12 protein-coding genes are annotated in these 14,276 nt (G+C 72.9%); all 12 read left to right on the top strand.

What is annotated here, in order from left to right; genetic code table 11:
• The first annotated feature begins 7 nt into the window (after positions 1–7).
• Complete coding sequence (locus tag R3F55_23765; protein MEZ5670393.1) at positions 8–1,204, top strand: SDR family oxidoreductase; 1,197 nt, start codon at positions 8–10, stop codon at positions 1,202–1,204.
• Positions 1,204–3,000, top strand: coding sequence for an HAD-IIIC family phosphatase (locus R3F55_23760; GenBank protein MEZ5670392.1), 1,797 nt, complete (start codon positions 1,204–1,206; stop codon positions 2,998–3,000). Before R3F55_23765 ends, R3F55_23760 begins: the two co-directional genes overlap by 1 nt.
• A gap of 1 nt (position 3,001) precedes the next feature.
• Positions 3,002–3,262 carry a hypothetical protein gene (locus R3F55_23755; GenBank protein MEZ5670391.1) on the top strand — a complete coding sequence of 87 codons (261 nt, stop codon included), beginning with the start codon at positions 3,002–3,004 and terminating at the stop codon, positions 3,260–3,262.
• A 16-nt stretch (positions 3,263–3,278) separates the two neighbouring features.
• On the top strand, positions 3,279–4,253 hold the full coding sequence (locus tag R3F55_23750) for a Gfo/Idh/MocA family oxidoreductase (protein ID MEZ5670390.1): 975 nt from the start codon (positions 3,279–3,281) through the stop codon (positions 4,251–4,253).
• 24 nt (positions 4,254–4,277) lie between these two features.
• A complete protein-coding gene (locus R3F55_23745) occupies positions 4,278–4,955 on the top strand; it encodes a TylF/MycF/NovP-related O-methyltransferase (protein ID MEZ5670389.1) in 678 nt (225 codons plus the stop codon).
• A 27-nt stretch (positions 4,956–4,982) separates the two neighbouring features.
• Positions 4,983–6,482, top strand: a complete 1,500-nt coding sequence (locus R3F55_23740) for a hypothetical protein (GenBank protein MEZ5670388.1) — start codon at positions 4,983–4,985, stop codon at positions 6,480–6,482.
• Between the two features lie 43 nt (positions 6,483–6,525).
• On the top strand, positions 6,526–8,583 hold the full coding sequence (locus tag R3F55_23735) for an aminotransferase class III-fold pyridoxal phosphate-dependent enzyme (protein ID MEZ5670387.1): 2,058 nt from the start codon (positions 6,526–6,528) through the stop codon (positions 8,581–8,583).
• Positions 8,580–10,103, top strand: a complete 1,524-nt coding sequence (gene pseG / locus R3F55_23730) for a UDP-2,4-diacetamido-2,4,6-trideoxy-beta-L-altropyranose hydrolase (GenBank protein MEZ5670386.1) — start codon at positions 8,580–8,582, stop codon at positions 10,101–10,103. Before R3F55_23735 ends, pseG begins: the two co-directional genes overlap by 4 nt.
• Entirely contained in the window at positions 10,070–11,161 is a 1,092-nt protein-coding gene (gene pseI, locus R3F55_23725; protein ID MEZ5670385.1) for a pseudaminic acid synthase, read from the top strand. Before pseG ends, pseI begins: the two co-directional genes overlap by 34 nt.
• The gene (locus R3F55_23720) at positions 11,145–12,050 is read left to right on the top strand and encodes a hypothetical protein (protein MEZ5670384.1); all 906 of its coding nucleotides are present in this window, start codon (positions 11,145–11,147) and stop codon (positions 12,048–12,050) included. The genes pseI and R3F55_23720 overlap by 17 nt, the downstream gene beginning before the upstream one ends.
• 83 nt (positions 12,051–12,133) lie before the next feature.
• On the top strand, positions 12,134–13,012 hold the full coding sequence (locus R3F55_23715; protein MEZ5670383.1) for an FkbM family methyltransferase: 879 nt from the start codon (positions 12,134–12,136) through the stop codon (positions 13,010–13,012).
• Positions 13,009–14,276, top strand: a 1,268-nt coding sequence (locus tag R3F55_23710) for an asparagine synthase-related protein (GenBank protein ID MEZ5670382.1), incomplete at its 3' end; no start/stop codon positions are given. The genes R3F55_23715 and R3F55_23710, both read left to right, overlap by 4 nt.

Here is a 14,276-nt window from a genome sequence, read left to right as displayed (position 1 = left end):
CGACGCCATGAGTGGACTGCCGAAAGTGGACAGCGAGGCCGCGATCGAACTGGCCGTCGATGCCGACCTGCTGGACCGCTTCGCCGCCTACTCGGGCGACCGCAACCCGATGCATTTCGACGACGATTTCGCCCGCAGGCACGGCCTGCCGGGCCGGGTTGCCCACGGCATGGCATATGCCGCCCACATCTCCACCCTGATCGGCATGCACCTGCCCGGACCCGGCGCGCTGTGGGCCTATCTGACCCTGCGGTTCCTGAAACCGGCCCATGTCGGCGACCGGGTGACGCTGAGCGCCCGCGTGATCCGGGTCTCGGACCGGCGGCGCGAGGTCGTGCTCGACCTCGCGGCCCGGAACCAGCACGGCGAGGCGCTGCTGTCCGGCGAGGCCGGGACCCTGCTGCCGCTGGGCGGTGCAGAGTCGGCGACGGACGACCGGGGGCGAGCGGAACGGCCCGTCATGCCGGAAGGCGCGGCGGGCACCGCCTTGGTCTTCGGTGCATCCGGGGCGCTCGGTGGCGCGATCGCGCGGCGCCTGGGCGCGGACGGTTTTGCCGTCGGCCTGCTCGGCCGCCGGCTCGACGCGCTGCAGCGCTGCGCCGACGAGCTGGGACCGGCCGCGGCGCCGCTGGCGTGCGACCTCACCGACGCCGGCTCCGTATCCGATGCGGTCGACCGTGCCCGCGCCGCATTCGGTCCGATCCGGGCCGTGGTGCATTGCGCCAGCGCCCCGCTGGCCGCGCAGCCGGTGGACGAGATCGGGGCCGCCGCGGTCGACGCCCACTTCCGGGTCCAGGTGCATGGGCTGGTCAACATCCTGCGGGCCTGCGCCCCCGCCCTGCGCGAGGCAGGCGGCGGAACCGTCACCTATCTCGGCTCCACCGCGGCACACGGCGCGCCGCCGCCCGGACTGGCGGCCTATGCCGCGGCCAAGGCGGCCGGCGCCGCGCTGGTGCGTTCGGTCGCGGCCGAGCTCGCGCCCGCCGGCGTGCGAGGCAACATCGTGTCGCCGAGCTTCCTGGCCACCGAGTTGACGGCGCACGTGCCGGAGCGGGCGCGCAAGCTGGCCGCGGCGCAGACGCCGATGCGCCGGCTGGCCGAGCGCGACGAGGTCGCCGCGGCGGTCGCCTTCGTGGCCGGCGCCGCCGGCAGCTACGTCAACGGCCACGACCTTGTCGTCGACGGCGGGCAGGTGATGGCCTGATGGCTGCGAACGACGCGCTGGCGCCGGCCGAGCTGGCCGCTCTTCGCGCCGAGGTCCGCGCGGCGCCGCAGCTGCTGACCTATCTGAAGCTCCGCAAACGGCTCGGCGGCGAGCCGGCTGCCGGCCGCAAGGTTGCCGTCGTCTCGTCCTACACCGTGCGCCCGCTCGAGCCCTATCTGGCCGTCGAGGCCGCCCTGAGCGGCTGGCGTATCGCCGCGGGCTTCACCGAATACAGCCTGTGGCAGCAGGCGCTGCTGGCGCCGCCGGACGACCTGGAGGCCTGCGTGCTGCTGCTGCACCTGGGCGAACTGATCGGCGACGCGCGCGACGCGGCCGCCGCGGCGGAGACGGCCGCCGCGTCGCTGGCCGGCGTCCTCGCCGGCTTCCGCGCGCGCAGCGGCGCACCGCTCGTGATCGCCCGCGTGTCGGCGCCGGCCTGGGCAGGCGCACAGGCATTCGGCGACCGCGGCGCGGCATCGCTGTCGCGCGCAGCCGCGACGGTGAACGCGGCCATCGACGCATTCGCAGCCCAGCACCCGCAAGCCCATGCCATCGACCTGCCGCAACCGAGCGACGGCGACGCCGGCGCGGAAGGCCTGGCGCGTACGCTTTCGCCGATCGCGCCGACCGACGCGCCGCGGGTCGCCGAGGCCGTCGCGCGCGCGCTGTCGGGCTTCTTCCGCCCGCGCCGCAAGGTGCTGGTCACCGATCTGGACAACACGCTGTGGCACGGCGTCGTCGGCGAGGTCGGCCCGGAGGGCATCGGCCTGGCCGGGTCCTGGCCCGGCGAGGCCCACCGCCAGCTGCAGCGCGCCATGCTCGACCTGTCGCGCAGCGGCGTACTGCTCGCCGTCAACAGCAAGAACAACGAGGCCGACGCCCGCGCCGCATTCGAGCGGGACGACATGCTGCTGCGCTGGGACGACTTTGCCGCGCACCGGGTCAACTGGCAGGACAAGGCCGAGAACATCGGCGAGTTGGCGCGCGAGCTCTCGCTCGGCACCGACAGCTTCGTGTTCGTCGACGACAGCGCCATCGAATGCGCCCGCATCCGCGCCGCCTTTCCCGAGGTCGAGGTCGTCCAGCTGCCGGAGGATCCGGCGCGTTTCGTCGACGCGCTGATCGACTGCCGCGGGTTCGACGCGTTGTCGGTGACCCGAGAGGATCTGGCGCGGGCCGAGGGGGTGAAGGCGGAGCGGAAACGCACGGCGCTGCAGGCCGCGGCTGTCGACCTGTCCGGCTTCCTGGCGTCGCTCGACCTCACCGTCGCGATCCGGCCATGCGACGACGCCACCCGCGAACGCATCCACCAGCTGTTCAACAAGACCAACCAGTTTCATCTGACCCTGGAGCGGCCCGGCCTGGCCGACCTGGCCAGGCGCGGCGACGGGCTGTACGCGCTGTCGCTGAGGGATCGCTTCGGCGACTATGGCGTGATCGGCGCGCTGGAAATCGCCGCGGACGGCGAGGCCCTGCAGCTGCGCAACCTGGCCCTGAGCTGCCGGGCGCTCGGTCGCAGGGTCGAGGAGACCGCGCTCGCCTTCGCCGTGGAGCAGGCGCGCCGCGCCGGCGCGAAGACGCTGACCGCCCGGCTGGTCCGCGGCCCGCGCAACGCGCCGGCCTGGGAGTTCGTCGCCCGCGCCGGTTTCGCGGCGCGCGACGCAGGCGAGCGTGTCGGCGATCCGGCCGGCCAGTGGTTCGGCCTGGACCTGGCATCCGCGGCGGACGGCTACCCGCCGGAGGTTTCGGTCACGCGGCCGGAGCCCGCGCCGGCGCTGGCGGCGGTCGGGAGATGAGATGACGCAACAATGGACGAAGGCCGGCATCCGCGCGGCGCTTGTCGAGGTGTTTTCCCTGGTCCTCGACATGCCGGAGGCCGAGGTGGCGGACGAGCTGTCGCCGGACAGCTGCCGCAACTGGGATTCGCTGCGCCACATCCAGCTCTGCACGGCCATCGACGAGACCTTCGGGCTGTCGCTCGACGTGGCGAAGCAGGTCGAGATCCTCACCTTCGACCTGGCCGTCGAGACCGTCGCCGAGGAACTGGGCGTCGGCTGAGCGGCCGGGCGCGCGGATGCGGATCGCCGTGCTCGGCCTCGGCTCGATCGGGGCCCGCCACTTGGCCAATGCCGTCGCCCTGGGGCACCGGGCGGTGGGCTTCGACCCGGTCGCGGCGCAAGCCGAGGCCGTCTGCCGGCAGGCGGGCGCGACGCCGGCCGGATCGCGCGCGGACGCGCTGGCGCAGTGCGACGCGGTGGTCGTCGCCAGCCCCTCTGCGGCGCATCTGGCCGATCTCGCCGCCGCCGTCGACGCCGGGCGCCACGCACTGGTCGAGAAGCCGTTCGCCCATACCGCCGAGGGTCTCGGCGCGATCCTGGACCGGGCCGAGGCGGCCGGCGCGACGGTCGCGGTCGCCCAGAACCTGCGCCATCACCCGGCGGTCGAGCGGGCGCGCGCGCTGGTCGAGCGGACGGCGTACGGGCCGGTGCTCGCCGCGGTCGCGGTCGGCGCCAGCTACCTGCCGGACTGGCGCCCGGGTCAGGACTACCGGCAAGGCTATGCCGCCGACCCGCAGACCGGCGGTGCGATCTTCGACTGGGTGCACGAGATCGACCTGCTGGCCCACCTGCTGGGGCCATTCGCCGTTGCCGGCGCGACCGCGCAGGCCGGCCGCTGCCTCGACATGGCCGCCGAGGAAAACGCCGGGCTGCTGCTGCGCCATGACGGCGGCGCGCTTTCGACCGTGCTGCTCAGCTATGCGACGCGGCCGCCCTTGCGCCGGACGACGCTGCTGGGGCCCGGCGGCCGCATCGAGATCGACATCCCCGGACGGCGGCTCACCATTCTGGACGCTGCGGGCGAGCCGGTCGAGGATTCCGCCTTCGGCGGTGCGCATGCCGACGACTACCGGGCGGAGCTGGCCGATTTCGTCGCCGCCGCGGCGGCAGGTCGGCCGCCGCGATGCCCGGCGCGCGAGGCGCTGGCGATCCTGGGCGGCGTGCTCGCCGCCCGCCGGCTCGCCGGCCTGCCGCAAGCCGGCGCAACCTGACACGACAAGACCGGAGCGAAGCCCGTGACCAGGCAGTCATCCAACGCCGACGCGCGGATGTGGGAGGTGTTCAACGCCTTCCACTATCTGTGCGATACCCACCGCTACCAGAAGCTGCTGGCGCGCGCCGAGCTGGTGCGCCGTGTCCGCGACCTGCCCGGCGACATCGTCGACTGCGGCACCTTCAAGGGCGTCAGCACGATCCAGTTCGCCCACTTCCTGAAGACTTACCGGCCGACCGGCGCCGGCCGGGTGATCAGCTTCGACACCTTCGAGGCGGTGTTCCCGCGGGTGCGGCCCGACGAGGCGGCGGCGGCGGAGGACCACATGACCGCTCTCTACGACCAGTCCGCCTACGACAACCTGCGCGAGGCGCTGCCGAGGCTGGGGCTCGACGAGGCGGTGACGCTGGTCCGCGGCGACATCGTCGAGACTCTGCCGGCGTTCCTGGCCGAGCGCCCCGGCTTTCGCATCAGCCTGCTGCACTGCGACCTTGACGTTTATGCGGCGACGCTCGAAGTCCTGAAGTTGGCGTGGCCGCGCATCGTGCGCGGCGGCCTTGTGGTGTTCGACCAGTATGCGGTCGACAAGTGGGGCGAGTCGGACGCGGTCGACGAGTTCCTGGCCGGCCTCGAGGCGCCGCCGCAGATCGCCCTGGTGCCGGACACGCCGACGCCGACGGCGTATCTGGTCAAGGCCTGACGACAGCGCGGGAAGGAGCGAGACAGCATGAAGCCGTTCCGGGCGGTCGAGGACAACCGCCGCAGCTATCACCGCGACGCGGCGCGCAACAGCGTCCATCGCGCATCGCTGCTGGTGCCGGAGCTGCCGGGCAGCAGCGCCTGGATCAGCTTCCTCAACCACTTCATGCTGAAGCGCGGCTACGAGCAGGTCGGCTGCCGGATCACGGCGATCGACGAGGCCGGCCAGCGGATCGAATCGCGGCTGGTCTCCATCGATGCGGCGCGCGCCTATGCCATCCCCCTGACCGGCATGGTCGACGCGCCGGCGCACAGCTATCTGGTCGAGTTCTTCGCCGCCCAGAACCTGTTCATCCCGTTCCCCGCGGTGATGGTCAACCATGTCGGCGACGGCTTCCTCAACACCGTCCACGCCTATAACCGCGTGCTCAACGACGTGTTCGAGGACGACGAGATCAACACGATCCAGCACACCGAGGTCGCCATCGACCTGCAGCTGGCCGACGGCGTCGACACCTTCGTCCAGTTCGCCGCCGGCGCGACGCCCGTGGCGGGCGATATCGCCATCAGCGTCAGCGCGAACGACCGGCGGCTGACCCGCGCGGTGCCGGTCGCGCTGCCGCGCTTCGGCCAGCGCCGCATCGACCTGGCCGCGCTGTTCCCGGAGATCGCCGGCTGCGACGGCGGGGTGATCCGCGTGCGCGCGCCGCGCCAGCCGATGTTCTTCGGGCGGATGCTGGTCGGCCAGCGTCGCGCCGACGGCGCGTTCAGCGGCAACCACTCCTACTACGACTGCTCCGACGCGGCGGAATACTGGGACGACGCGCGGCCTTCGTCGCGCCTCTACCCGTTCATCGCCGCGCTGGACAATCGTCTGCGCTTCTACCCGATCATGGCGCCGGGCCGCTTGCGGCTGCGCGCCTCGGCCCGCGACGCGGCCGGCGCGGCGGTCGCGGCGCTCGACCTGGGCACCATCGCGTCGCCGGGCGACGCGCATCTCGACATCGACCTGAACGCGCGCCTCCGCGCCGCCGGCGTCGACCCGGCCGTCGTCACCGCCGTCGCGGTGGATGCCGAGCCGGCCGACGGGCCGACGCCCACCCGGATCAACCATCAGCTGGTCTATGGCGGCGGCGCGGGATCGCTGGCGACGTCGATCAACATGTCACTGACCAACCCGAACGTGTTCGCGCCGCCGGGCAAGACCGGGTTCCATTGGGGCCAGGTGCCGGTCGGCCCCGACCTCGACACCTGGCTCGGCCTGGTCTGCAACGCGCCGGACGGGCCTGACACCTCGATCGAACTGACGCTGTACGACGAGGACGGCGTGGCGGCCCGGCGTACGGTCGCCCTGCCCGCGGGCGGCGCAACCCTGATCGAGCCCGACGATCTGCGCCGGATGGCGCGCGGCGAAGCACGGCTGAACTTCGCCTGGTTCGAGCTGCGGTCGGACAACCCCGACATTTACGGCTATGCGGTGACGCGCCACCGCCGGTCGGGCCACATGACCGGCGAGCACGCATTTTGACCGTCGCGGTCGTCGGCGCCTCTTGCGACAGCGCGGCGGCGGCATGAACGCGGTCGCGATCATCCAGGCGCGCATGGGCTCGACCAGGCTGCCGGGCAAGTCGCTGACCGCGATCGCCGGCATGCCCGCCCTCGGCTGGACCGTGCGTGCGGCCGGCGCGATCCCGGGCATCGACACGGTGGTCGTCGCCACTTCCGAGGCCGCGGACGACGACGCGATCCGCGACTGGTGCCGGGACGCCGGTGTGCGCTGCTTCCGCGGCGACGAGCGCGACGTGCTGACGCGCTTCGCCGGCGCGGCACGCGAGGCCGGCGCCGACGTGGTCATGCGGCTCACCGGCGACTGCCCGTTTCTCGACCCGGCGGTCTGCGACCAGGTGCTGCACCTGCTGGTCGGCGGCGGGCTCGCCTATGCGTCCAACGTCGATCCGGCGCGCTGGCCGGACGGGCTCGACTGCGAGGCGATGACCATGGCGGCCCTGGCCGCCGCCGACGCGGAGGCGAGGCGGCCAAGCGACCGCGAACACGTGACGCCGTACATCCGCAACCACCGCGACCGCTTCGGCCAGGCCAATTTGGATTGCCCGCTGCCCGATCTGTGGCGCGAGCGCTGGACTCTCGACACCCCGGAGGACCTCGCGTTCCTCCGCGCGGTCGCCGAGCGCCTTCCCGCGGATCGGCCGCCGAGCCACGTCGAGGTGCTGCGCTGCCTCGACGCCGCGCCGGACCTGCGCGCGATCAACGGCGGCGGCCAGCGCAACGAAGGCTTCCGGAATGCGCTGATCGAAGAGGCCGAGACCGACGGCGTCGCGCCGATGCGCGGCTTCGAAGGCTCCGTCCGCCAGCTCGCCGTCGCCGAGCGCCTGATTCCGCTGGGCGCGCAGACTTTCAGCAAGAGCCGGGTGCAGTTTCCGGTCGGCGCCGCGCCGCTGTTCGTGACACATGGCGACGGCGCGCGGGTGTGGGATGTCGACGGCAACGAGTATGTCGACCTGGTCAACGGGCTGCTGTGCGTGTCGCTGGGCTATCGCGACCCCGACATCGACGAAGCCGTCCGGCGCCAACTCGGGCGCGGCGTCAGCTTCTCGCTGTCGACGGCGCTGGAGGCCGAGCTCGCCGCACTGATGGTCGACCTGGTCCCGTGCGCGGAAATGGTGCGCTTCGCCAAGAGCGGTTCCGACGCCACCTCCGCCGCCATCCGCGTCGCGCGCGCCGCCACCGGCCGCGACGGGGTGATCGCGTGCGGCTATCACGGCTGGCACGACTGGTATATCGGCGCCACCAGCCGCAACCGCGGGGTGCCGGAGGCGGTCCGCGGTCTGACCACCACCGTCGCCTACAACGACGTCGCGGCGCTGGAGCGCGCCTTTGCCGAGCGCAGCGACCGGGTCGCGGCGGTGATCATGGAACCGGCCAACGCCGTGCCGCCGGCCCCCGGCTACCTGGCCGCGGTCCGCGACGTCGCCCATCGCAACGGCGCCCTGCTGGTGTTCGACGAGGTCATCACCGGCTTCCGCTTCGCGCTCGGCGGCGCCCAGGCGTTGTTCGGCGTGACGCCGGACCTCGCCGCCTTCGGCAAGGGCATGGCCAACGGCTTCCCGATCTCGGCGGTGGTGGGCCGGGCGGAGCTGATGCGCGAGATGGAGGAAATCTTCTTCTCGGCCACCTTCGGCGGCGAGGCGGTGTCGCTGGCCGCCGCGATCGCCACCGTGCGCAAGATGCAGCGCGAGCCGGTGATCGAGGCGCTGTGGCGCGTCGGCGAGGCGCTGGCAGCGAAGACCCAGGCCCTGATCGACGAACACGGCCTCGGCGACACCATCGGGCTGGCCGGCCTGGCACCCTGGAAGCTGATCCAGATCCGCGAGCATCCCCGTGCCGGCGCGCAGATGATCAAGACGATGCTGATCTACGAGCTGGCCGCGCGCGGGGTGCTGGGCCTGGGCAGCCACAACGTCTCGTACGCGATGACCGGGCCCGACCTGGCCCAGGTCGCCAGCGCCTATCGCGGCGCCTTCGCGGCGATCCGCGAGGCGCTCGACAGCGGCCGCTTCGCCGAGCGGCTGAAGGTGCCGCCGCTGCAGCCGGTGTTCCGCATCCGATGACGGCGGGCACCGCGCGCGCGATCTTCCGGGCCGACGCGTCGCCGGCGATCGGCGGCGGCCATGTCGCCCGCTGTCTCACCCTGGCCGATGCGCTGCGCGAGGCAGGCTGGCAGTGCCGCTTCGCCTGCACCGAGCAGACGCCGGACACCATGCCCGCGCTGGCCGCCAGCGGTCACGGTGTCGACCTCGTGGCCGGCACCGACGCGTCCCTGCCGACGGGCTGCGGCGACGCCGACCTGCTGGTCGTCGACCACTACCGGCTCGACGCCGCCTTCGAGCGCGCGCACCGCGACCGGGCCGGCCGCATCCTGGCAATCGACGATCTGGCCAACCGCTCGCACGACTGCGACGTGCTGCTGGACACGACGCCCGGCCGGCGCGCCGCCGCCTATGCCGGCATCGTGCCGGCAGCGACCGAGTTTCTGCTCGGGCCCGACTATGCACTGCTGCGCCCGGCATTCGCCGCCGCGCGGCGGACCCGCCTGCCGCTGGGGCGGCGCCCGCTGCGCCGGATCGTCGTCGGCTTCGGCGCCACCGACCCGGACAATCTGACGGCCGTGGCGCTGGCGGCGCTGGCGGCGCTCGCCCGCCCACTCGAGGTGACGGTCATGCTCGGCGCCGGCGCCCCGCATCGCGCGGAGGTGGCGCGGCTGGCAGCGCAGGTCGGTGCCAAGCTGGCACCGCCCGATGCCGGTGTGGCCGGCCTGCTGGCCCACGCCGACCTGGCCATCGGCGCCGGCGGCACCAGTGCGTGGGAGCGCTGCTGCCTGGGCCTGCCAACCGTGGTTCTGGTCGCGGCGGACAATCAGCGCGCCAATGCCGACGCGTTGCAGAACCTCGGCGCCGCCTTGGTGGTGCCGCACCCCGATGCGGCGCTGCTGGCCGAGGCGCTGGCGGGGCTGCTCGACGATGCCGCCGCGGTCGCGGCGATGGCGGCGCGCGCGGCGCGGCTGTGCGACGGCTACGGCGTGCGCCGCACCCTGCTTGCCATCGCCCCGCCGACGACGACGGCGCACGGCCGCGCCCTGGCGGTGCGCCCTGCCCGGAGCGACGACGAGGCGCTGCTGCTGGCCTGGCGGCGCGATGCAGGCACCCGCGCCTTTGCCCGCAATCCGAATCCGCCGTCGGCCGCCGAGCATCACGACTGGCTGGACGCCAAGCTGGCCGACCCATTGTGCCTGCTGCACCTGCTGCTTGTCGGAGACGAGCCGGTCGGCGTGCTCCGCCTCGACTGGCGGGCCGACCTCGGCGGCTGGGAGGTCTCGCTGACCGTGGCGCCGGATTGGCGCGGCCGCGGCATCGGCGTCGCCGCGCTCGACTGCGCCGCCCGGCTGACCGGCAGCGAAGCCCAGTGGGCCTTCATCAAGCAGACCAACGCCGCCAGTTTGCGCGCATTCGCCCGGGCCGGCTTCGCGCCGAGCGAGCGACCGGACTGGTATGTGCGCACGGGCGCGCCGCGACCGATGATGTCCGGCACGGTCGAACAATGCAGGGAGCCGATGCCGTGCGGCATCCGCTGATCGAGATCGCGGGGCGGCCGATCGGGCCCGGCCACCCGCCCTATGTGATCGCCGAGCTCTCCGGCAATCACAACGGCAGGCTGGAGCGTGCGCTTGCGCTGATGGAAGCGGCCGCCGCGGCCGGCGCCGATGCCGTCAAGCTGCAGACCTATACGGCCGACACCATCACCATCGACCACGACGGCCCCGACTTCCGCATCGAGGGCGGGCCGTGGGGCGGGCGCACGCTCTACGACCTGTACCAGGAGGCGCACACCCCCTGGGAATGGCACCCGCAGCTGTTCGTCAAGGGCCGCGAACTGGGCGTCGCCGTGTTCTCGTCGCCGTTCGATGCCACCGCCGTCGCCTTTCTCGAGCGGCTCGGCGCGCCGGCATTCAAGATCGCCAGTTTCGAGTTGGTCGACATTCCGCTGATTCGGGCCGCAGCCCGCACAGGGAAGCCGCTGATCATGTCGACCGGCCTTGCCGACCTGGACGACATGCAGCGGGCGGTCGAGGCCGCCCGTGCCGCCGGTGCCGCCGGCCTGTGCCTGCTACACTGCGTCAGCGGCTATCCGACCCCGCCCGAGGACTGCAACCTGCGCACCATCGCGGACCTGGCGGCGCGCTTTCCGGACGTCGTCATCGGCCTGTCGGACCACACGCTCGGCGTGGCGGTGCCGACCGCTGCGGTCGCCCTCGGCGCCGCGGTGATCGAGAAGCACGTGACCCTGGCGCGCAGCGACGGCGGGCCGGATGCGGGCTTTTCGCTGGAGCCGCACGAGCTGCGCCAGATGATCGAGAATATCGGGATTGCCAGCCGGGCGCTCGGCGCGCCCAGCTACCGTCTCGAGGACAGCGAGCGCGGCAACATCCAGTTCCGGCGTTCGCTCTACGTGGTGCGCGACGTCGCCGCCGGCGAGCCGCTCAGCCCCGAGAACGTGCGCTCGATCCGCCCCGGCCACGGCATGCCGCCAAGGCTTCTCGACAGGGTTATCGGCCTGCGCGCCGCCCGTGCCCTCGCGCGCGGCGAAGCGCTCAGGCCCGACATGATCGTCGGTCTTGAGCCCGAAGACTGACGACCGCGACGGTGCCGGCGCGGAGCGGTTCGTGTTCACCGCCTCGACCGGGCGGTGCGGCGAGGCCTCGCTGACCGAGGTGCTGCGCCGCCACGCACCGCTGGTCTATCCCGGTTTCGAGGAACCCCAAGTCCGGCCGATGCTGCCGTCGATCCTCGGCACCGCCGAGCGGCATTTCCGGCGCCGCTGGGTCGAGACCGACGCACTGCTGGGACGCGGCGAAACCCTGCGCGCCGCCGCGCGCGGCGACACCGCCTTCCTCGAACGGATCGCCGCGCGGCGCCTGCAGATGGCGCGCGCAAGGATGCGGCGAAGCGGCGCCCGGGTCTATTTCGACATCAGCAAGTTCTTCGTCCGTGGCCTTCACCTGGGTTTCGCCCGGCTGCTGCCGCGCTTCGACATCGTGCTGCTGGTGCGCGATCCTGTGGTGAACATGCGCAGCTACCTCAACCGCCACAAGGCGTTCGCGAAAGACAGCCTGTTGCCGTCCGACCGATCCAATCTGCTGTGCATGACCGACAGCGACCTCGCGCCCGGCGAGCTCTATCTGTGGGCGTGGTTCGAGACCTATCTGCGCTATCTGGCGCTCTGCGAGGACGCGCGGGTCAGCCGCAGCGCGACGCTGCGCACCGAGCATCTCTCCGACCCGGCCCGCGTCGAGGCGTTCCTGACCGCGCTGGACCTGCCGCACGAGCCGGTCGGCCGCGTGCCGCCGCAGAACACCAACGTGACCGCGGGCCACGGCCCGACCCATGTCAGCGACGACGACCGGCGCCTGTTCGAGCGCTTCCTGTCGCGCGTGCCAGCCCACGTCGTCGATCGCATCGGCTATCTCGACGGCTATGTCCCGGCCGGTGCCGGCGCATCGCAAGCGGGAGCGGCGGCCTGAGCGCGCTCGCGCCGCTGCGCCGCCTGGTGCGCGCCCGCCGCTATCGGGTGTTCCTCGATTGCCTGGCGGAGTGGACGCCACGCATGGCCTTCGACCGCGACGCGGACGGCCCGCTGGTGCGCATCGCCACGCACGACGTGGTGCTGGGCGGCGTGGATTCGACGCCGCGCGACATCGCCATGTTCGACGCCCTCGCCGGCCTGCTGCCGGCCGGGATCGAGCCGTGGAACTTCCGGCTGGCCCGCGACGTCGTCACCCGCTTCGCATTCCCCCACATGCGGCCGGACCTGAAGCCCGGCGGCCGCCGCGGTGCCGCCGGCCTCGACGGCTTCCACGGCCAGCACAAGGACGCGATCGCCGACCTCACCGATCCGCACGTGCGCGAACAGCTGATGCACGCCTTCGCGCCGAAGCCCGGAGACGTCGTGCTCGACTGCGGCTCGTTCCTGGGCTTCGGCGCGCTGCGCATGGCGCAGGACGCGCCGGGCGGCCGGGTGATCGCGGTCGAGGCTAGCCGCGCATGCTTCGCCCGGCTGGAGAGCAATGTCGCGCGCAACGCGTCCGGTGGCGTGGTGGCCCGGCATGCGGCGATCTGGTCGACCGAGGAGACCCGCGCGCTGAACGTGACCGCCGCACAGGCCAACAGCCTGATCGCCGAGATCCAGGACAGCGACCGCGCCGAACCGACGCCCACCGCCACCGTGGACGGTCTGGTCCGCGACCATGGCCTGCAGCGGCTCGACATGCTGAGCCTGACCCTGAACGGGGCCGAGGTCGAGGCACTGGCGGGGGCGACGGCGACCCTGCGCGACCTGCGTCCGCGCGTGCGCGCCGCCGGCTGGTATCGCCGCGACGGCCGGCTGATCGCCGAAATCGTGAAGCCGGTGCTGCAGCGGGCCGGCTACACGGTTCACGTCGGGCCGCACGGCAACGTGCTGGCGGTGCCGGAGGGTTCACGATGATCGGGCCATTCGGCAAGTTCCACGCCGACCCGGCCGCACCGGCCTGCCTCGACGACATGGCCGCCCGCACCGCGCCCGGGCTGCACGTCGACATCCTGGGCGGCAAGGGGGCGGCGCTCGGCCTGCTGTCGCACGGCGCCGGCGGCGCCGGCACGCTGGCGGACCCGTCCGGCGAACTCGCGGTCGTGGTCGCCGGCCACATCTACAACGGCAGGGCCCTGTGCCCGGCGCTGGAGCACGACGCGCCGGAGCCGGCACAAGTCGTCGCTGCGCTCTACCGCGCGGACCGGCTCGACGACCTGGCGCAGGCCAACGGACAGTTCTGCGCCGCGCTGGTCGACCGGACGCGGCACCGGCTGGTGCTGGTCACCGACCGCCTGGCGACCTTTCCGATTCATGTCTGGCAGGACGGCGCCGGCGTCGCCTTCGCCAGCGGGCTCTACGTGCTGCTGGGCGACGCCCGTGTCGGCCGCCGCGCCAGGCTCGACACGCTGGCGCAGCTGTTTACCATGCAGCGCACGATCGGCACCGACACGCCGATCGCAGGTGTCGAGGCCCTGCCGGCCGCGACCATCGCCACCTTCGATCGCGAAGGCCGGCGCGACCGGCACTACTGGCAGCTGCGCTGGAACGCCCGCCGCATGGCGGCCGCCGAATGCGCCGAGGCGCTGCAGGGCGCCATGCGGGCGGCAGTGGCGCGCGCGCAGGGCGCCGGCGCCGACGGCCTGCTGCTGTCCGGCGGGCTGGACAGCCGCTGGCTGCTGGCCGCACGCCAGGGCCCGATGCACTGCTGGACGACGGCAAGCTACGCCGACAACCCCGAGCTGGCGATCGCACGGCAGATCGCGAAGATGGCCGCCAGCCCCCACCACGCCTGCCTGGTCGACCCGGCGTCGACGCTTCGTTGCCTGGAAGACGCAATCCGCGACAACAGCGGGCTCTATCCGGCATCCACCCCCTTCGCGGCATTCATGCCGGACGTCGGCCGGCAATCGCGCGCTATCATCAGCGGCCATGGCGTCGACTACACCCTGCGCGGCTACTATCTGCCGGCGCAGTTCTTGCGGTTCGGCGGCACCGCGACGCGGCTGCCGGCACTGCGTCCGATCCCCCAGAGACCCACCGGACGGGATGTGCTGAACAACCTGCGCCAGGGCCCGCCGCTGTCCACGCTCAGGCGCATTGTAGCGCCGTCGTGGCGCGAGCGCTGGTGGGATGGGCTCGCGACAACATTGCACGCCACGCTGGAACCGTGGCTGGCAAG

It is taken from the genome of Alphaproteobacteria bacterium (assembly GCA_041396705.1).
In the GTDB taxonomy this organism is placed as follows: domain Bacteria; phylum Pseudomonadota; class Alphaproteobacteria; order CALKHQ01; family CALKHQ01; genus CALKHQ01.
The sequence above is the reverse complement of the archived record's forward strand: the minus strand, read 5'-3'. Positions and strand labels throughout refer to the sequence as shown.

Excerpts from the sequence above, each read along its gene's own strand:
- R3F55_23765 (MEZ5670393.1), top strand. The coding sequence starts at position 8 with ATGAGTGGACTGCCGAAAGTGGACAGCGAGGCCGCGATCGAACTGGCC.
- R3F55_23760 (MEZ5670392.1), top strand. The coding sequence starts at position 1,204 with ATGGCTGCGAACGACGCGCTGGCGCCGGCCGAGCTGGCCGCTCTTCGC.
- R3F55_23755 (MEZ5670391.1), top strand. The coding sequence starts at position 3,002 with ATGACGCAACAATGGACGAAGGCCGGCATCCGCGCGGCGCTTGTCGAG.
- R3F55_23750 (MEZ5670390.1), top strand. The coding sequence starts at position 3,279 with ATGCGGATCGCCGTGCTCGGCCTCGGCTCGATCGGGGCCCGCCACTTG.
- R3F55_23740 (MEZ5670388.1), top strand. The coding sequence starts at position 4,983 with ATGAAGCCGTTCCGGGCGGTCGAGGACAACCGCCGCAGCTATCACCGC.
- R3F55_23735 (MEZ5670387.1), top strand. The coding sequence starts at position 6,526 with ATGAACGCGGTCGCGATCATCCAGGCGCGCATGGGCTCGACCAGGCTG.
- pseG (MEZ5670386.1), top strand. The coding sequence starts at position 8,580 with ATGACGGCGGGCACCGCGCGCGCGATCTTCCGGGCCGACGCGTCGCCG.
- pseI (MEZ5670385.1), top strand. The coding sequence starts at position 10,070 with ATGCAGGGAGCCGATGCCGTGCGGCATCCGCTGATCGAGATCGCGGGG.
- R3F55_23715 (MEZ5670383.1), top strand. The coding sequence starts at position 12,134 with ATGGCCTTCGACCGCGACGCGGACGGCCCGCTGGTGCGCATCGCCACG.